Source organism: Micromonospora sp. CNZ295, assembly GCF_004217535.1.
On sequence record NZ_SHKZ01000001.1, the window covers coordinates 1843792 to 1861306 of the forward strand.

Consider the following 17515-nt stretch of genomic DNA (forward strand, 5'->3'; position numbering starts at 1 on the left):
CTGTGCAGTACACCTCACCACCGCCGCGCCGCCGGGCCCGTAGGCTGGCGGGATGCCGGGCTCGCCGTACACGGATCTGGACCGCCCGCCGCTGTCGGCGGCGCGGCTGCGGCGCGCGCTGGTCGCGCCGCACGGCCCGTGGGCCCGGCTGGAGCTGCGCGGCGAGACCGGGTCGACCAACGCCGACGTGGCCGGCTACGCCCGCTCCGGCGAACCGGAGGGCCTGGTGGTGATCGCGGAGCGGCAGACCGCGGGCCGGGGGCGGCGGGGTCGGGTCTGGCAGTCGCCGGCCCGGGCCGGCATCGCGACGAGCGTCCTGCTCCGGCCGGGGGAGGCCGTCGCCGACCGCGGCTGGCCGCCGGCGCCCGCGTCGGCGTACGGGTGGCTGCCGCTGCTCGCCGGCGTGGCGCTGGTCGAGGCGGTGGCCCGGCTGGCGGAGCTGGAGGCCACCCTGAAGTGGCCGAACGACCTGCTCGTGGACGAGGCGAAGTGCGGCGGGATCCTCGCCGAGGGCGTGCCGGTGGCGACTCCGGCCGCAGCGCCGGCGATCGTCCTCGGCATCGGCCTGAACGTGACCCTGCGCGCCGACGAACTGCCGGTGAACCCGACCGGCCTGCCGGCCACCTCGCTGCAGCTGGCCGGTGCCGCGGCCACCGACCGGGATCCGCTGGCGCGTGCCCTGCTCCGGTCGCTGGCCGACTGGTACGGCCGCTGGCGGGCCGCCGGCGGCAGCGCGGTCGACAGCGGCCTGCGGGACGCCTACCTGACCTCGTGCGCGACGGTCGGCCGCCAGGTCCGGGTGCTGCTGCCCGGCGGCGGTGAGCTGACCGGCACCGCGACCGGCGTGGACCCCGACGGCCACCTGACCGTGGCCAGCGGGGAAACCACCCACCACCTCTCCGCCGGGGACGTCCTCCACCTCCGCTAGCCCCCGGCCCCTCGCCGCGGCGGGAGGGCCGCGCGGCTGATGCCTTCCGGCCTCCCGAGCGGTTAACGTCTGCGCGTCCTTTTCTCCTGGAGGTAGCCGTGGCGTTTCCCGAGGACGTGCTCACCGAGGACGAGCACGTCGTGCTGCACCTGCACCCGCACTGGAAGGCCCTGGTCCGGCCGGCCGCGGTGCTGGTGCTCGCCGTCGCCGCGGTGGCGGCGGCCGTGGTCCTGCTGCCGTCGGGCGGTGGCGGGTCCGTCGCGCTGGCGGTGATCGGCGCGCTGGCACTCGTGGCGGTGCTCTGGTTCGCGCTCTGGCCGTTCCTGGTCTGGCGGACGACCCACTACCTGTTCACCGACGAGCGGGTGCTCATCCAGCAGGGTGTGCTCTCGCGGGACCGCCGGGACATCCCGCTCACCCGGGTCAACGACCACGCGATGAACCAGCGGTTCAGCGAGCGGCTGTTCGGCTGCGGCACCCTCACGATCGAGTCCGCGGGCGAGCGCGGCCAGTCGGTGCTGCACGACGTGCCGCAGGTCGAGCGGGTCCAGACCACCCTGTACGAGCTGGTGGAGGCGCACCACGACCGGCACTCGCTGGGCGACGGCGAGATGCGCGACATCCTCGCCGACGTCCAGGACGGCAAGCCGTTGCGCGAACCGAGCTGAGGCCCCGCCGGCGCGGTCGCGTCACCCGACCGGGTGACCCGGCCGCGCCGCCGTCAGGGCCGACGGGCGCGGCGGGCGCTGGCCTGGAGTTCGGCGGCGAGCTGGGCCTCCAGCTCCCGGTCGAAGGCGAACCCGGGGTCCAGCGGCGCCGCCCGGCCCTGGACCGGCGTGCCGGGTGGCCGCTGGATGCCCGGTGGTGGCGCGGCCTCCTCCAGCTCCGAGATGGACTCCGCGAGCTCGGCCACCGGGTCCATCTCGGCCATCGTGTCCCACTCGTCGCGGGGCAGGGCGTGCCAGGTGTCCGCCGCGGGGGCGGGGGCCGGCTGGAAGACGAACGTCCGGTACGACCAGAACCGGAACAGCGTGGCCAACCCGACACCCAGCGTCTTGGCGACGTTGAGGGCGAGGAGACCGGTCACACCGAAGCCGTACTTTGCGGCCGCCAGCACGCCCAACTCGATGAGCAGGCCGGCGCCGTTGAATAGGAAGAACAGGGCGTACTCGCGTCGCATCGCCGATTTCGGGCGGTCGCGGTACGTCCAGTGACGATTCATCAGATATGACGTGATCGTCGCCACGATGGTGGCCACGACCGTCGCCTTCAACTGTCCGTCACGGAAAACCGTGAGTGCGAGCGCATTGAACACCGCGTAATTGATGACGGTGTTGACGCCCCCGACGAGGCCGAATTTGAGCGCCTCGTTGACGAACTTCTGCCAGCGCTCGGGCAGGAGACGGACAAGACGCATGCGGAACACCTTAAGCGAGTGGACGGGGCCGGAAGGTCCCGGCCGGACGGGATGGGCGGCAGGTCACGCCCGGTGTCGGTCGTGCTTCACTTCCGGAACGTTGGGAGTTCCCGCTGCCACGAAGACGAACCGTCGATAGGACCAGAACCGGAAGAGCGTCGCCAGCCCGGTGCCGACGATGTAGCTGGCGATGTTGTCGGCCAGGGGGGTCTGGAAGATCTCCGGCCAGATCCGGCCCAGCCCGTACCGGCTGATCGCCAGGACCGCCACCGTGATGCCGAGGCCGACCCCGTTGAAGAAGAAGAAGAGGGCGTACTCGCGGGCGGGATTGGTGCCCCGGCGGTGCCGCCACGTCCAGAACCGGTTGCCGAGGAAGGCGAAGGTCGCCGCCACCACCGTGGAGATGGTCTTCGCGGTCACCTGCTCGACACCCTGGGCGGCGACCAGGAAGTTGAAGAGTGCGAAGTCGATGAGGAAGGCGATTCCGCCCACGGTCGCGAACTTGCTCAGCTCCCGGACGAGATGACCGAACCGGTCGAGCAGGGTGCGGAACAGACCCGGTCTGGTCTGCCGGGAGCCGGGCTCCCCGATCATCGTCGCGGCCACCTCGCGAGCGTACCGGCTGCGGGCACGCCGTACGGGGAGCAACGGCGGGCAGGGCTCATGGTGACGGCGTCGATGAGCGGAGCGTAACCGTTCCGGCGGTGGTCCGGGGGAGGTTCGACGAACGCGGCCGGCCGACTCTCGCGATCGGACGACGGCGCCCCGCGTTCCGAGGTTCGCCGCAGGATTTGCGTGAAACTGCGCGCGAAAGCGGGTATCAGCTCGTGATGCCGCAGCGTGGCCGCACCTTGTGCAGTTCTTCACAACCAGTCCCACTGACTGGCGACGCAAGCCGGTTTACGCTGAGGCCAATCCCAGGTTTCCACGAAGACGACGCATAGGCGCCGTCAAGACTCGTGCATCCCATAGACCGGTCAGCGTCGACCACCAAGGAGATGTGTCATGGTTGCTCCGGCCACTGTTCGGGGTATCGATCAGGCCCCGACGTCCCACCCCAAACTCCTCGCCTGGGTCCGAGAGGTCGCTGAACTGACCACCCCCGACCGGGTCGTGTGGGTCGACGGGTCCGACGAGGAGTGGCGCCGCCTCACCGACGAGCTGGTCGAGGCCGGCACCCTGATCCGGCTCAACCCGGAGAAGAAACCGAACTCCTTCTACGCGCGGACGGACCCGACGGACGTCGCCCGGGTCGAGGAGCGCACCTTCATCTGCTCCGTCGACGAGGCGGACGCCGGGCCCACCAACAACTGGATGGCGCCGGCGGAGATGAAGCGGACGATGACGGAGCTGTACCGCGGCTGCATGCGCGGACGCACCATGTACGTCATCCCGTTCTGCATGGGGCCGGTCGAGGCCGAGAACCCCATGTTCGGCGTCGAGATCACGGACAGCCCGTACGTGGTCGCCTCCATGCGCATCATGACCCGGATGGGCTCGAAGATCCTGGAGGCGATGGGCGACGACGCGGACTTCGTGCACGCGCTGCACTCGATCGGCGCGCCGCTCGCGCCGGGCCAGCAGGACGTGGTGTGGCCGTGCAACGAGACGAAGTACATTTCGCACTTCCCGGAGACCCGGGAGATCTGGTCCTTCGGCTCCGGCTACGGCGGCAACTCGCTGCTCGGCAAGAAGTGCTACTCGCTGCGGATCGCCAGCGTGATGGGCCGCGACGAGGGCTGGCTCGCCGAGCACATGCTGATCCTCAAGATCACCTCGCCCGAGGGCAAGGTCTACCACATCGCCGGCGCCTTCCCGTCGGCCTGCGGCAAGACCAACCTCGCCATGCTGGAGCCCACCATCCCGGGCTGGAAGGTCGAGACCATCGGCGACGACATCGCCTGGATGCGGTTCGGGCAGGACGGTCGCCTCTACGCCATCAACCCCGAGTACGGCCTGTTCGGTGTCGCGCCCGGCACCGACTGGAAGACCAACGCCAACGCGATGCGGACGCTCGACCGCGGCAACTCCATCTTCACCAACGTGGCCCTGACCGACGACGGGGACATCTGGTGGGAGGGCATGGGCGAGCCCCCGGCGCACCTGATCGACTGGAAGGGCAACGACTGGACGCCGGAGAGCGACAGCCTCTCCTCCCACGCGAACAGCCGGTTCTGCACGCCCATCACGCAGTGCCCGATCCTCGCCGAGGACTACTACGACCCGAACGGGGTGCCGATCGACGCGATCCTCTTCGGTGGCCGTCGCCGCGACACCATCCCGCTGGTCACCGAGGCGCGCGACTGGGTGCACGGTGTCTACATGGGCGCGACGCTCTCCTCGGAGACCACCGCCGCCGCCTCCGGCGCGGTCGGTGTCGTGCGCCGCGACCCGATGGCCATGCTGCCCTTCATCGGCTACCACGCCGGCGACTACTTCCGGCACTGGATCGAGATGGGCAAGGGCGTCGACGGTGACGAGTCGAAGCTGCCGAAGATCTACTACGTCAACTGGTTCCGCAAGGACGCCGAGGGCAACTTCCTCTGGCCGGGTTACGGCGAGAACTCGCGGGTGCTGAAGTGGATCATCGAGCGGCTCGAGGGCAGTGCCGAGGGCGTCGAGACCCCGATCGGCATGGTTCCCGCGCCGGACGCGCTGGACGTCGAGGGCCTGGACATGACCCCGGAGGACGTCCGCATCGCGCTGAAGGTCGACGTCGACGAGTGGCGCAACGAACTGCCGCTGGTCACCGAGTGGTTCGAGAAGTTCGGTGACAAGCTGCCCGGCGTTCTCTGGGCCGAGCTGGACGCGCTGCGCGCCCGGCTCGACGCGGAGCCGCAGAACAAGTAGGTGTGAGCCCCCGCCTCGGCGGGGCACCACTGAATCCATGAGGACGGCCGCCGAGACCACCGAGGTCGGGCGGCCGTCCGCTGTCCGGGCCCTCACCGCGCTGCTCGCCGTGACCGCGGCGGCGACCGTCGTGGTCGAGCTGCTCAGTTTCTGGTACGCCCCGGAGCAGGGCGTCGGCCTCGCCGTCCGGACCGGTTGGGCGCTGCTCCGGTCGCTCGGCTTCCTGCTGCTCATCGGCCACGTCCGGCGCGGACGGACATTGGCCCGCCCGTTCGGGCTGATCCTCGCGGTGACGACCGTCCTGGCCGTGGGCCGTTTGATCGTCCCCCGGCAGGGCGTCCCGCCGCTGCCCGGGGTGCTCGGTTTCGCACTGCTCACCACGCTCTGCGCGGCGGTGGTGTGGCTGCTGTACCGCTCGCCGGCGCTGGCCGGGCATCTGGTCCGGCACCGGCCACGGCTGATCATCGACCGGACCGGCGTCTCGTGGCGGGAGGTCCCGCCGCGCCGGCCCGAGGTCAGCGGTTGGTTGCTCACCGCGCGGGTCGCGGCGTTCACCTTCAGCCCGCTGATGCTCGTTCCCGCGTTGGTGGCCGGCGGTGCCGTCGTCGATGGTCGGCTGGCGGCGCTACCCGCCGTGCTGCTCTGGCTCGGCGCCGGGATCGTCACCAGCTACGCGGTGCTGTTCTGCACCGCGTTCCTGCTGCGCGGCCGGCACTGGGCCCGCACCGCGCTCGTCGTGGTCACGCTCGGCGTGCTCGCGATCCAACTGCCGCTCTGCTGGTGGCTGCTCGGTGTCGACGGCCTGGTCCGCGACGGCGGCGCGCTGGCCGCGGCGGCGCTGCTGACCCTGTACGCCCTGCGCCGCGCCACCCGCGCCGAGCAGATGGACGTCCGGGCCGCCAGAGCGACCGGCCCCCCACGCTGACGCCCCGCGCACACCCCACCCGGCTGGCATCCGCCGCGTCGACCCGACGTCGGCCGCCGGTGGCGCGGTCCGAGGCGACATCTTCCGGGAAACTGCGCGGATCCTGGCCGGCGAGGCAGCATCTTCCCCGAAGTTGTGCCGGTCCTGCGCCCCGGCGCGGTATCGACGGTGGTGGCGGCCGGCGGGGCAGGATGGCGTTGCGGACCGGGGGACGGAAGGGGCGAACGTGGACTTGTTCGACGTGGTGGTGGTCGGGGCGGGGCCGGCCGCCGCGATCGCCGCCCGCGGGGCGGGAGCCCGGGTGCTCCTGGTGGACCGGTCCGACTTCCCCCGGGACAAGGCCTGCGGGGACGGCATCGCCGCGCACGCGCTGGACGTCCTCGCGGCGCTGGGCGTACCGGACGCGGTGGCGGGCTACCCGCCGCTGCCCGCGCTGCGCCTGATCGGCCCCGGCGGCGGCGCGGTGGCGCGGCGACTGCCCCGGCCGGCGTACACGGTGCCCCGGACCGTCTTCGACGCCCGGTTGGTCGCGGCGGCGGTCGCGGCGGGCGCCCAGCTGTGCCGGCATGCGGTGCGCCGGGTCGAGGCGCGCGCCGACCGGGTCGTACTCGACGGGCGGATCGCCGGACGGGCCGTGGTGGGCGCCGACGGCGCCGGCTCCGTCGTGCGCCGCGCGCTGGGGCACCGCCCGAACCCGGACCGCCACCTGGCCCTGGCCATCCGGGGGTACGCGCCGGCGCCGCCCGGTCCGCCGGAGCAGCTCATCGTCACGTCGGCCGCCCGCTGGCCGGCGTACGCCTGGTCGTTCCCGATCGGCGACGGCCGGGCGAACGTCGGTTACGGGGAGGTGCTGCGCGGCGAGCCGCTGACCCGGGCGCACCTGGTCGAACGGCTCGGCGCGCTGCTGTCCGGCACCGATCCCGCGACGGTGACCGACCTGCGCGCGCACCACCTGCCGCTGTCGACCCACCGGCCGGTGCCGGGCCGCGGGCGGATGGTGCTGGCCGGCGACGCGCTCTCGCTGATCAATCCGTTCACCGGCGAGGGGATCTTCTACGCGCTGCTGTCCGGGGCGCTGGCGGGCGCCGCGGCGGCCGGTGCTCCGGAGCACGCCGGCCAGGTGTACGCCGAGGCGCTGCGCCGCCGGCTCGGCGTACACCTGCGGCACAGTTCGGTCGCGGCCTGGCTCGCCCGGCGGCGGCCGGTGGTCGACGCGGCGGTGCGGGCGGCCGTCCACGACGACCGGGTCTACCGGACGGTGGTGGAGTTGGGCCTCGGTGACGGCCGGCTCGACGCCCGTACGCTGGCCATGATCGGCCGCGGTCTCGCCACGCGGGAAGGGCATCCCGGGCCGTGAGTCCGCCCTCCGGTCGCTACCCTGACAGGTGATGACTCTGCGGAACCTTGTCTATTCGGTGTACGAGCGCCGGCTCACGGCGAAGCTGGCCGGCAAGCCGGTGCCCCGGCACGTCGGTGTCATGTGCGACGGCAACCGCAGGTGGGCGAAGGAGATGGGGTTCGTCGACCCCAACGACGGCCATCGTGTCGGCGCCGAGCGGATAAAGGAGCTGCTGCGCTGGTGCGACGCGGCCGGTGTGGGGCACGTGACGCTCTGGCTGCTCTCCACCGACAACCTCTCCCGCCCGGCGGCGCAGCTCAACCCGTTGCTGCAGATCATCGAGGATCTGACGACCGAGCTGGCCGAGGAGGGCAACCCCTGGCGGCTGCGCATGGTCGGCGCGCTCGACGTCCTGCCGGCGCAGCTCGCGGCGGCGCTCAAGGCGGCCGAGGAGCGCACCCGCGACCGCACCGGCGGCGCCCAGGTCAACATCGCCGTGGGCTACGGGGGCCGGCGGGAGATCATCGACGCGGTGCGCTCGCTGCTGCACGAGCACGCGAAGGCCGGCACCAGCATCGCGCAGCTGGCCGAGGTGCTCGACGTCGACGACATCGCGGAGCACCTCTACACCCGCGGCCTGCCGGATCCCGATCTGATCATCCGCACCAGCGGTGAGCAGCGCATGTCCGGCTTCATGTTGTGGCAGTCCGCGCACTCGGAGTTCTACTTCTGCGAGCTCAACTGGCCGGATTTCCGCCGGATCGACTTCCTCCGCGCGCTGCGCTCGTACGCCACCCGGCAGCGCCGCTACGGCGTCTGACGCCGCTGGTGCGGACGGCGGCCGTCAGGCGAGCCGGCGGGCGGCGTCGGTGAGGAAGTCGCCGAGGGCGGCCGGCGAGTCGATCGTGAGGTCGGCGGCTTCGGCGACCTCCTGACCGGTCTCCGGGTTGGCGACGGCGACGCAGACGCCGAAGAAGTGCGGATCGGCGGCGGCCCGGGCGCGGAGCGCCGCGAAGGCCTTGATGTCGGAGACGTCGTCACCGAAGTACCAGGCGCCCTCCGCGTCCCGGACCACCTCGTCGATGACCATGCCCTTGTCCCGGTCGACCGGGGGCTTCAGCTCCAGCACCATCCGCCCGGCCTGGACCCGCAGGCCGAGCTGCTCGGCGCGGGCGCGACCCCACTCCTCGACGGTCGGGCCGAGCTGGGGCGCGGTGCGCCAGTGCAGCGCCACGGAGAGCCGCTTGTACTCCACGAGAGCGTCGGCGGGCAGTTCGGCGCGGGCCTGGTCGGCGACCTCCGCCATGGTCGGCACCCAGGGCAGCGCGGCCGGCTCGGTGACGGTCTCCCCGCCGGAGTGGCTGTGTTCGAGCCCGTACAGGCCGTAGAGGTCGACGCCGGCGAGCCCGCCGAGGTGGTCACGGAGAAAATCGACCGGACGCGCGGAGACGATCGCGATCCGGCGGACGGCGGGGGCGATCGCCTCGATGGCGGCGAGCACCTTCGGCGCGGGCTGGACCGCGGTCGGATCGTCGTCGACCGGCGCGAGAGTCCCGTCGAAGTCGAAGAAGAGGACTGTCCCCGCCGCCCGGGCAGCGGTCGCGCGCCAGGCCAGGTCGGCGTCCAACGGGGTCTTCGGCTGCGGCTTGCCCAGATTCAACGGCGGCACGCGCGACAGCGTACCCCGGGTGGAGCGGCTCATTCCCGGCCGTGAGGTACCCCTCCACCCGGTCTCTGGCGGGCGGCCCGCCGGCCGGCCGGTCCCGCGCTCAGCGTTCGGCGGCTCCCCGTCCCCGGCGTCCGAACGGAACGACGGCAGCCTCCTGGCTGTTGCTCAGGAGATATCCCTCCACGAAACCACTGTTCCGGTCGCCGGTGCTGGTCTCGATCTCGTTGAGGCGGGCCACCAGGAACTCGGTGAGTGCGCTGACCCGGTCGTTCAGCCGGTCGTGCAGCTCGGCGAGCACGGCCAGGATGACGGCGGTGCCGGTGGCGGTGAGCGTGAGGAGGTTGACGAGAATGGGCAGCTGCCCACCGTTCACCGCCAGGGTCACCGCATTTCCGGTCACGCACAGTGTCAAGGACACGGTGGCGACCACGACTGCCAACCACTTCAGGGTCATGGACAGACCCCTCCTTCTGTCCCGCAGGGCTGGGTTCGGCCTTGTCCCGTCCCCCCGCCGACGACGAGCCCAAGCAGTACGAATACGGACGCTAGCGTGCCGATCCGAGCCCGGGAGCGAAACGAATGAGTCTGACCAGCTGTTCTTTCGCCATCTGAGGAACTACCCGGCCTGTTTACCGCGCTTTCGGACATCGACCGGGAGAGTCGGGCGATATGCGAGGTAGCGAATGGTCTCCCGGATGTGGAACTTCTCCGCGTCCGACACGTTGGGGTCCACCAGCCGGCGCAGCAACGCCTCCACGTCCGGGTCCATCGGGGGTGGGTTCGGAGTGCTACGGGCCGTGGTCCGCCGGTCCCAGCCCAGCGCGGCGAAGGCGGTCGCCGGGTTGAGGCCGAGGCCCTCGCAGAACGCGACGACGCGTTCGGCCTCCGGGTCGCTCGCCCAGTCGCCCCGGACCCACCGGTTGATCGTCTGCCGGGAGACTCCGGTGCGCCGGGAGACCTCGGTGCCGCTCCACGCCCGGGTGGCCCGTGCCTCGTCGAGCGCCCGGCGGACGAAGGTGGCGAAGGCGATCTTCCGTGCGTTGGCCGTCTCGGTCACCTGGTGACCGTACGACCAGCCGGCTGCCGCCGGGCGACCTGGCACGCGGTTGTCACGTGAACGTGACGTCCGCTTCAAATTCCCGGTAAACGATCCGGGTCCACTTCTGAGGGGTGTCACCTGGGCAGAATAGATAAACTTAGGTGCGGGGGTAATCGGACGAAAAGCTGATACTGTCACGCCCATGGGACACTCTACGGTGTGTCACGTGCAGGAGACGATGAGTGCTCACATGCGTGACATCTCCGGCACTGGGGGGACGCGGTGACCGAACTCGCCACCCGGGCGCAGGCCTTCGCCCTGATCGCCGACGGCGTCGCCGCCGGGCTGAGCGCGCCCTGGCGCCTCTACCTGGCCCGCGGCTGCCGCTACCTCTCCCTCAGTGTCGGTGACCGTGCGGAGTGGAACGCCTGGCGTACCCACCTCGGCTGCCCCGAACTCAGCGTCCGCGTCTACGACGCCGGCGGTGAGATCCGTCGTTCCTCGGTGGCCGAGGTCGTCCTGGACGGGTGCCGGATCAGCGTCGAGCTGGTCGAGGAGGTCAGCACGGAGGACCTCGACCGGCTCCTCGTCGTCGATCCCACCCCGGTCGAGCCGGAGGACCGATGAGCACACCCGTACGGCGGCCCGGAGCGGCCGCATGAGCCCGTTCCTCGTCGTCTTCCTCGTCCTCGTCCTGGCCGCCGCCAGCTACGCCGCGGGCCGCCTGCACGGTCAGCTCAGCTACCGGATCGGCTACCGCTTCGGCTACCGCCAGGGCTACTTCGACGGTGACCGCGGGGCCTGGAACCGGCGCCGCCGGGACGCCCAGGCGGCGATCGCGTCCGCGCTCGCCGGCCCGCCCCCGGCGGGCAGCGCGAGCCGTACCCGGGTCACCGGCACGGTGGTCCGTCCCGGAACCACGTACACCGGTTCCGCCGCCGCCCCGGTCAGCGGGCGGCAGCCGACCGGCACGCTGGTCCGGCGGACCGGCTGAGCCCGGCCGGCGGGGACCCGAGACCCGCCGGCCGGTACGTGATGGCGCGGTGCGTCGTCCGCGGCGGACACGCACCGTCGGGGCCAGGTCAGACCGGTGAACTGGTCCCACCGGCCGGGATGTGCGCAGGGGGCATGCATCCCGGCCGGCCCGCCGTCGTGCGCGTACCCCGTCCGTGGAAGATCCACGTCCGCCCTCTAGCCCGGAGGGTCCGGCGCGGCTAGCGTCTAGGCATGGCACGGGGTTGTCCCGGGCCAGCCGGCAAGCCCGGATCTGCGACCTCGCGCACGGGGCCCGCATCCGACCCCGTGTCCCCGGGCACCGGAGGAGGCGGAACGCGGGTGGCGGGTGCCCATCCGCCGGAGCAGGCCTGTGACGACTCGCCGTACGACCGCCGGTGCCGATCAGACCCCGGCCGCGACTGCCACGACCCGCCGCACCAGCCGGAGCCGCCGCACCGCGGCCACGCCCACCGGCACCGAGGAGCCCCGACCAGCCGGCCAGGCGTTCGTCCTGGACACGTCGGTGCTGCTCGCCGATCCGGCGGCGTTCCACCGGTTCGCCGAGCACGAGGTGGTGCTCCCGCTGGTGGTCATCTCCGAGCTCGAGGGCAAGCGACACCACCCGGAGCTGGGCTGGTTCGCGCGCCAGTCCCTGCGGCTGCTGGACGAGCTGCGGGTGCGGCACGGCCGGCTGGACCGGCCGGTCCCCGCCAACGACCACGGCGGCACGCTGCGCGTCGAGCTGAACCACACCGACAACGGGGTGCTGCCGCCGGGTTTCCGCACCGAGTCCAACGACGCCCGGATCCTGTCCGTGGCCCTGAACCTGGCGGCCGAAGGCCGTGCGGTCACGCTGGTCAGCAAGGACATGCCCCTGCGGGTCAAGGCGGCGTCGGTGGGCCTGCGGGCCGACGAGTACCGGCACGGTCAGGCCAGCGACCCCACCTGGACGGGCATGTCCGAACTGGACCTGGCCGAGGAGCAGATCAGCCGGCTGTACGCGGGTGAGTCGCTGGACGTGGACGAGGCCGCCGGCCTGCCGTGCCACACCGGGCTGGTGCTGCACTCCACCCGGGGCTCGGCGCTCGGCCGCGTGCTGCCCGACAAGACCGTCCGGCTGGTCCGGGGTGATCGTGAGGCGTTCGGCGTGCACGGCCGCTCGGCCGAGCAGCGGATCGCGCTCGACCTGCTGCTGGACGACACGGTGGGCATCGTCTCGCTCGGCGGCCGGGCGGGCACCGGCAAGTCCGCCCTGGCGCTCTGCGCCGGTCTGGAGGCGGTGATGGAGGCCGCCGGCACCGCAAGGTCGTCGTGTTCCGCCCGCTGTACGCCGTCGGCGGGCAGGAACTGGGCTACCTGCCCGGTTCCGAGTCGGAGAAGATGTCGCCCTGGGCGCAGGCGGTGTTCGACACCCTCGGCGCGGTGGTCCACGAGAACGTCCTCGAGGAGGTCACCTCCCGTGGCCTGCTGGAGGTGCTGCCGCTCACCCACATCCGGGGGCGCAGCCTGCATGACGCGTTCGTCATCGTCGACGAGGCGCAGTCGCTCGAGCGCGGGGTGCTGCTGACCGTGCTGTCCCGGATCGGCCAGGGCTCGCGGGTCGTGCTCACCCATGACGTCGCGCAGCGGGACAACCTCCGGGTCGGGCGGCACGACGGTGTCACGGCGGTGATCGAGGCGCTGAAGGGCCATCCGCTCTTCGCCCACGTCACGCTCACCCGTTCGGAGCGGTCGCCGATCGCCGCCATGGTGACGGATCTTCTGGAGGACAACGCGATCTGACGACCGGTTTCACCCGGTTGGTACCGATTAAACCTGTGGCCCAGATCACAATTGGGCTTCACCGTTTCCCATCAGCCTCACTGTGCGCGATGGTGTCCCACGAGCGCTCGCGCACCAACAAGATCGTCAGTTGTCGTTCGCCACACCACCGCGGACGGGGCCGGCGGCACCGGGTGCGCCGGTGGCGACCCGCGCGGTCGGGGCGCTCACGGCGCGGCTTCCCACCCCGGGTGGCTCCGCGCCGTGCCCATGCCCCCGACGAAGGGACACTTCGTGAGTCGGCTGTGGAGCCGGTTGGGTGCCCGTACGGCCGCTGTCGCGCTGCTCTCCGTGGGCGTCGCCGGCGGCTTCCATCTGGGCGACGACCGGGATCAGGGCCAGCACGCGCAGGTCGGCGTCGCGGTCGAGCAGGCCGGGCTCCAGGTCCGGCCGGTGCACTCCGCCAAGGAGCGGGCCGTCGAGTACCAGGCGAAGCTGCGGACCGCCGCGGTCGCCGAGGCGGCCGCCGAGCGCAAGCGCCGCGCCGACGCCGCCGCGGCATCACGCAAGAAGGCCCGCGAGGCGGCCGCCAAGGCCGCGGCGGAGACGAAGTCCGCCGAGAGCAAGCCGTACGACGGGCCGATCCCGTCGTCCTGCGAGGAGTACAGCGGCAACCGGAAGGTCGGCTGCGCGTTGATGATCGACGCGGGTTTCGAGATCGACCAGTTCCCCTGCCTCGACAAGCTCTGGACGAAGGAGAGCGGCTGGAACCACAAGGCCCGCAACTCCTCCTCCGGCGCGTACGGGATCCCGCAGGCGCTGCCCGGCAGCAAGATGGGTTCGGTCGCCGACGACTGGGAGACGAACCCGGCCACCCAGATCAAGTGGGGTCTCGGCTACATCAAGGGCCGGTACGACACCCCGTGCAAGGCCTGGGCCCACTCACAGGACGTGGGCTGGTACTGACCGACGGCGACGGCGGGGTGTGACCGATCACACCCCGCCTTCGCCGTGTCCGGCCTTCCGGATCAGGCCCCGGGTGGCAGCATTCGCCGTCACCTGATAGCTGTTGACAGGTGAGCCTCCTCCCGGGAAACGGCGATCCCAACCGGTTCGGCACCGAAGCGTTCTACGCGGCGCTCGGTCGGGCCTTCGTCGCCATGTGCGCGGTGGTGCCGTTCCTGTTCCTCATCGAGGCCGCCGACCAGGGCCTGGCACTCGCACTCGACCCGACCGCCGGCATCATCCCCAAGCGCATCGAGGGCCTCGACGGCATCTTCTTCTCGCCGTTCCTGCACCACGGCTTCGACCACCTCTACAGCAACAGCATCCCGCTGATCCTGCTCGGCACCTTCGTGCTCGCGGCCGGCGCCCGCCGCTTCCTCTGGTCCACGCTGATCATCGTGCTGGTCAGCGGCCTCGGCGTCTTCTTCACCGGCTCACCCAACTCGGTGGTGGTCGGCGCCAGCGGCGTCATCTTCGGCTACCTGGGGATCCTGCTCACCCGCGGCATCGTCGAGCGGAGCTGGTGGAACTTCGCCGTCTTCCTCCTCGTCGGCCTGCTCTACGGCTGGCAGCTCGTCGGCATCCTCCCCACCGACGAGCAGATCTCCTGGCAGGGCCACCTCTTCGGGCTGCTGGGCGGGATCGTCGCCGCGATCATCTTCCGGCGACGCCGACCCGACCTCGGCGGCCCGTACCAGTCCGAGTCGACGCTCACTCTGCCCTGACCTGGACCGACCTCGGCTCCCACGGGCGGTGGGACATCCTTGCCCCACCGCCCCGGCGCCTCTACCGTCAGAGATCAGCACCGGTTGATCCGTGAACGGAAGGCGACGGTACGCCCATGCGCGAGGTCGATGTCGCGGTGATCGGGGCCGGGCCCACCGGCCTCTTCGCGGCGTACTACGCCGGTTTCCGAGGGCTCTCGGTCGCGGTGGTCGACGCCCTGCCGGAGCCCGGCGGCCAGATCACGGCGATGTACCCGGAGAAGCTGATCCACGACGTGGCCGGGTTCCCTTCGATCAAGGGGCGGGACCTGGTCGCCAACCTGGTCGCGCAGGCCGCCCCCTTCGACCCGCTCTACCTGCTCGGCACCCGGGCGGAGAAGCTCTCGTACGCCGACGGCCGGCCGGTGCTCGGCCTCGCCGGGGGCGAGCAGCTGGCCTGCGGGGCGGTGCTGATCACCGGCGGGCTGGGCAGCTTCACGCCACGTCCGCTGCCGGTCGCGGAGCACTTCGTCGGCGGCGGCATCGTCTTCTTCGTACCGCAACCGGCCGAGCTCGCCGGCCAGGACGTCCTCATCGTCGGCGGCGGCGACTCCGCCTTCGACTGGGCCCTGACCCTCCAGCCGCTGGCCCGCTCGGTGACCCTCGTGCACCGCCGGGAGAAGTTCCGGGCGCACGCCGCCACCGTCGCCCGCGTCCTGGCCCTGCCCGTGCGCGTGATCGTCAACGCCGAGGTGACGAAACTGCACGGCGACGGCGCGGTCACCGGCGCCGAGATCACCGTGCGGGGCGGCGCGGCGGAGGTGCTGCCGGTCGACACCGTCGTCGCGGCGCTCGGCTTCACCGCCGACCTCGGTCCCCTGGCCGAGTGGGGGCTGCGGCTCGACCGCCGGCACGTCCTCGTGGACAGCACGATGGCGACCAACCTGCCACGGGTCTTCGCCGCCGGCGACATCACCGAGTACCCGGGCAAGGTCCGGCTGATCGCGACCGGCTTCGGCGAGGCAGCCACGGCGGTGAACAACGCGGCCGTGACGATCGACCCCACGGCGCACCTCTTCCCGGGCCACTCCTCCGACGGCACCTGATCTCCGCCTTGCCGTGGCCGGAACGAGATCCGTCACTGCGACCGTTCCGGGATGGACGATCGCACGCCGGCCCGCGACGGGGCATCAGCGGCCCTGGCCTGGCTCGGCCACCCGGCGACCGTGCTCGCGCTGGTCGTCCTCGTCGTCAACGACCACCTGCTGAAGGCGGCGTTCCCGGGCCCGCTGACCGGCAAGCTCAGCGACGTCGCCGGCCTGGTGCTGGCGCCACCGCTGGTCGCGGTGCTGCTCACGCTGGCGGCGCCGCGCCTGCCGGTCCGGGCCGCCGTCGTGGTCGGGCTGGTGTCGGTGGGCGCCGGCTTCGCGGTCGTCAAGTTCAGCGGGTACGCCGCCGAGCTGGCCTCCGCGGCGTGGACCGCGATCGCCGGGCCGTCCCTGGTCCGGGCCGACCCGACCGACCTGTTCACGGTGCCGGCGCTCGGCCTGGCGTGGTGGAGCTGGACCCGGTCGCGCCGCCGGGCGGTGGGGGTGCGGGCGGCCCGGCTCGTCCGGCTCGTCGTCCTCCTGCCGGCGGCGATGCTGGCGGTCGCCGCCACGAGCGCGGTCCACTACCCGTACGCGCTGGGCGCGTCGACGCTCGACGGCCGGCCGGCGATCTCGACCGGTGCCGGGTGCTGCAACGTCTGGCCGGAGTCGGCCGCCGAGGGACGGTGGTGGGTCGGCGGCGCCGTGGCCGGCACCTGGCGCCCGGCCACGGTGAGCGAGACCGCGCAGCTGAACGGCGAGGCGACGCCGCGGCAACCCGCGTGCACCCCGGCGGGTGACCGGTGCTACCGGGCGGTGGCGGGTCATCTCCGGGTGGAGGAGACCGACGACGGCGGCCGGTCCTGGCGGACGGCGTGGGAGATCACTGATTCCCAGCGGGAGCCGCTCGCCCGCCGGTATCCCGATCCCGGGGATCCGGACCGGCACTTCTCCGCACGGGCTCTCGTCGTGTTCGTCACCGACGGTGGGCACAGCGTCGTCGTCGCCAACGGCCGCGACGGTTTCGTCGTCCGGCACCCGGACGGTCGATGGGAGCGTGCCGGCTGGTTCGGCCTCGAGAGCCACGGCGAGTTCCCCGGCCGGAACGGGGGCGCGTTGCCCGAACTCGGGGAGAGCGACCCGGCCGGGCGCGGGAACGATGTCCCGCTCGCCTTCGGCGTGGCGCTGATCCTGGGCTTCGGGGTGGTGGCCGTGGCCGCGCACCTCGCCGTGCGTCGCTCCGGCGGCAGTCCGGTCTGGGGGGTGGCGGCGGCGGTGGCGGGGACGGCGTCGGTCGGCCTGCTCGCCAGAGCGTGGAGCAGGAGCAACGATCTAGTCGTGCCGGCGGTGGTCGTCATGTTCGCGCTGCCGCTCGGTGCGCTGACCGTCGGCGGAATGCTCGTCGTCGCCGGGATCCGGGAGCGGGGCCGGGACGGTCGCCAACGGGGCTGGGACGGCTGGTGGGGTGAGGTGTTCCGCGCCTTCCTGGTCACCGTGCTGCTCGTCAGCCTGCCGCTCACCGGTTGGCTCTACGCCGTTCCGCCGCGCACGTGGATGGCGGTGACGCTGGCGGTGGCCGCTACCATGCCGGGCCTGTGGCTGGCCCGTCGGGCCGCCCGGCTGGCGGATCCGGCGCTCACCGCACCCCTGGGTGATGCCGCCCCCGCCCCTGGAGCAGCCGAGCCCGGGCACCCGCCGGGGGGCTCCCCGTACCCGCCTGGTCCGGTGCCGCCTCCGGGGCGGTAGCCGCGCCGGCCCTGCGGGGTTCCCCCGCCGGCGTCGACAAGGGCCCCT

Annotated in this window: 17 protein-coding genes and 1 pseudogene; 13 read left to right on the forward strand and 5 right to left on the reverse strand. The window is 72.3% G+C overall.

Features of this window, described 5'->3' with window-relative positions:
* The first annotated feature begins 52 nt into the window (after window positions 1-52).
* Both EV376_RS08875 and EV376_RS08880 read left to right on the forward strand, forming a co-directional pair.
* Window positions 53-928, forward strand: a complete 876-nt coding sequence (locus tag EV376_RS08875; protein ID WP_130321655.1) for a biotin--[acetyl-CoA-carboxylase] ligase — start codon at window positions 53-55, stop codon at window positions 926-928.
* Window positions 929-1026: 98 nt separating this feature from the next.
* Complete coding sequence (locus tag EV376_RS08880; protein ID WP_130321656.1) at window positions 1027-1596, forward strand: PH domain-containing protein; 570 nt, start codon at window positions 1027-1029, stop codon at window positions 1594-1596.
* A 53-nt stretch (window positions 1597-1649) separates the two neighbouring features.
* On the opposite strand, the gene EV376_RS08885 is transcribed toward EV376_RS08880, so the two are convergent.
* Window positions 1650-2345 carry a GtrA family protein gene (locus EV376_RS08885; RefSeq protein ID WP_130321657.1) on the reverse strand — a complete coding sequence of 232 codons (696 nt, stop codon included), beginning with the start codon at window positions 2343-2345 and terminating at the stop codon, window positions 1650-1652.
* A gap of 63 nt (window positions 2346-2408) precedes the next feature.
* Window positions 2409-3212 (reverse strand): GtrA family protein, encoded by an 804-nt coding sequence (locus tag EV376_RS08890; protein WP_130328576.1) that lies wholly within the window; start codon window positions 3210-3212, stop codon window positions 2409-2411.
* A 138-nt stretch (window positions 3213-3350) separates the two neighbouring features.
* Between EV376_RS08890 and EV376_RS08895 the strand changes: the two genes are divergently transcribed.
* From EV376_RS08895 to EV376_RS08910, 4 genes are all read left to right on the forward strand, one after another.
* Window positions 3351-5195, forward strand: a complete 1845-nt coding sequence (locus tag EV376_RS08895; RefSeq protein WP_130321658.1) for a phosphoenolpyruvate carboxykinase (GTP) — start codon at window positions 3351-3353, stop codon at window positions 5193-5195.
* 37 nt (window positions 5196-5232) lie between these two features.
* Window positions 5233-6120 carry a hypothetical protein gene (locus EV376_RS08900; protein ID WP_130321659.1) on the forward strand — a complete coding sequence of 296 codons (888 nt, stop codon included), beginning with the start codon at window positions 5233-5235 and terminating at the stop codon, window positions 6118-6120.
* A gap of 226 nt (window positions 6121-6346) precedes the next feature.
* A complete protein-coding gene (locus EV376_RS08905) occupies window positions 6347-7477 on the forward strand; it encodes a geranylgeranyl reductase family protein (RefSeq protein WP_486482563.1) in 1131 nt (376 codons plus the stop codon).
* Window positions 7478-7508: 31 nt separating this feature from the next.
* Complete coding sequence (locus EV376_RS08910; protein ID WP_130321660.1) at window positions 7509-8279, forward strand: isoprenyl transferase; 771 nt, start codon at window positions 7509-7511, stop codon at window positions 8277-8279.
* 24 nt (window positions 8280-8303) lie between these two features.
* On the opposite strand, the gene otsB is transcribed toward EV376_RS08910, so the two are convergent.
* The 3 genes from otsB to EV376_RS08925 all read right to left on the reverse strand — a co-directional run bounded on the left by otsB (window position 8304) and on the right by EV376_RS08925 (window position 10185).
* Complete coding sequence (otsB, locus tag EV376_RS08915) at window positions 8304-9128, reverse strand: trehalose-phosphatase (protein ID WP_130321661.1); 825 nt, start codon at window positions 9126-9128, stop codon at window positions 8304-8306.
* Window positions 9129-9228: 100 nt separating this feature from the next.
* Window positions 9229-9582, reverse strand: coding sequence for a hypothetical protein (locus tag EV376_RS08920; protein WP_130321662.1), 354 nt, complete (start codon window positions 9580-9582; stop codon window positions 9229-9231).
* 162 nt (window positions 9583-9744) lie between these two features.
* Window positions 9745-10185 (reverse strand): XRE family transcriptional regulator, encoded by a 441-nt coding sequence (locus EV376_RS08925; RefSeq protein ID WP_130321663.1) that lies wholly within the window; start codon window positions 10183-10185, stop codon window positions 9745-9747.
* A 264-nt stretch (window positions 10186-10449) separates the two neighbouring features.
* On the opposite strand from EV376_RS08925, the gene EV376_RS08930 reads away from it, so the two are divergent.
* From EV376_RS08930 to EV376_RS08960, 7 genes and pseudogenes are all read left to right on the forward strand, one after another.
* The gene (locus tag EV376_RS08930) at window positions 10450-10794 is read left to right on the forward strand and encodes a hypothetical protein (RefSeq protein WP_130321664.1); all 345 of its coding nucleotides are present in this window, start codon (window positions 10450-10452) and stop codon (window positions 10792-10794) included.
* A 31-nt stretch (window positions 10795-10825) separates the two neighbouring features.
* Window positions 10826-11161, forward strand: a complete 336-nt coding sequence (locus EV376_RS08935) for a hypothetical protein (protein ID WP_130321665.1) — start codon at window positions 10826-10828, stop codon at window positions 11159-11161.
* A gap of 372 nt (window positions 11162-11533) precedes the next feature.
* Window positions 11534-12945: pseudogene (gene phoH2 / locus EV376_RS08940) on the forward strand (RNA 5'-3' helicase PhoH2).
* A 273-nt stretch (window positions 12946-13218) separates the two neighbouring features.
* Window positions 13219-13890 (forward strand): aggregation-promoting factor C-terminal-like domain-containing protein, encoded by a 672-nt coding sequence (locus EV376_RS08945; RefSeq protein WP_130321666.1) that lies wholly within the window; start codon window positions 13219-13221, stop codon window positions 13888-13890.
* Window positions 13891-14000: 110 nt separating this feature from the next.
* The gene (locus EV376_RS08950; RefSeq protein ID WP_130321667.1) at window positions 14001-14654 is read left to right on the forward strand and encodes a rhomboid family intramembrane serine protease; all 654 of its coding nucleotides are present in this window, start codon (window positions 14001-14003) and stop codon (window positions 14652-14654) included.
* Between the two features lie 116 nt (window positions 14655-14770).
* Window positions 14771-15739: an NAD(P)/FAD-dependent oxidoreductase gene (locus EV376_RS08955; protein WP_130321668.1), complete on the forward strand. Its 969-nt coding sequence runs from the start codon at window positions 14771-14773 to the stop codon at window positions 15737-15739.
* 51 nt (window positions 15740-15790) lie between these two features.
* Window positions 15791-17467, forward strand: coding sequence for a hypothetical protein (locus EV376_RS08960; protein WP_130321669.1), 1677 nt, complete (start codon window positions 15791-15793; stop codon window positions 17465-17467).
* Window positions 17468-17515 lie beyond the last annotated feature (48 nt).

Coding starts and splice junctions, on each gene's coding strand:
- EV376_RS08875 (WP_130321655.1), top strand. CDS start 53: ATGCCGGGCTCGCCGTACACGGATCTGGACCGCCCGCCGCTGTCGGCG.
- EV376_RS08885 (WP_130321657.1), bottom strand. CDS start 2,345: ATGCGTCTTGTCCGTCTCCTGCCCGAGCGCTGGCAGAAGTTCGTCAAC.
- EV376_RS08895 (WP_130321658.1), top strand. CDS start 3,351: ATGGTTGCTCCGGCCACTGTTCGGGGTATCGATCAGGCCCCGACGTCC.
- EV376_RS08900 (WP_130321659.1), top strand. CDS start 5,233: ATGAGGACGGCCGCCGAGACCACCGAGGTCGGGCGGCCGTCCGCTGTC.
- EV376_RS08910 (WP_130321660.1), top strand. CDS start 7,509: ATGACTCTGCGGAACCTTGTCTATTCGGTGTACGAGCGCCGGCTCACG.
- EV376_RS08920 (WP_130321662.1), bottom strand. CDS start 9,582: ATGACCCTGAAGTGGTTGGCAGTCGTGGTCGCCACCGTGTCCTTGACA.
- EV376_RS08935 (WP_130321665.1), top strand. CDS start 10,826: ATGAGCCCGTTCCTCGTCGTCTTCCTCGTCCTCGTCCTGGCCGCCGCC.
- EV376_RS08955 (WP_130321668.1), top strand. CDS start 14,771: ATGCGCGAGGTCGATGTCGCGGTGATCGGGGCCGGGCCCACCGGCCTC.
- EV376_RS08960 (WP_130321669.1), top strand. CDS start 15,791: ATGGACGATCGCACGCCGGCCCGCGACGGGGCATCAGCGGCCCTGGCC.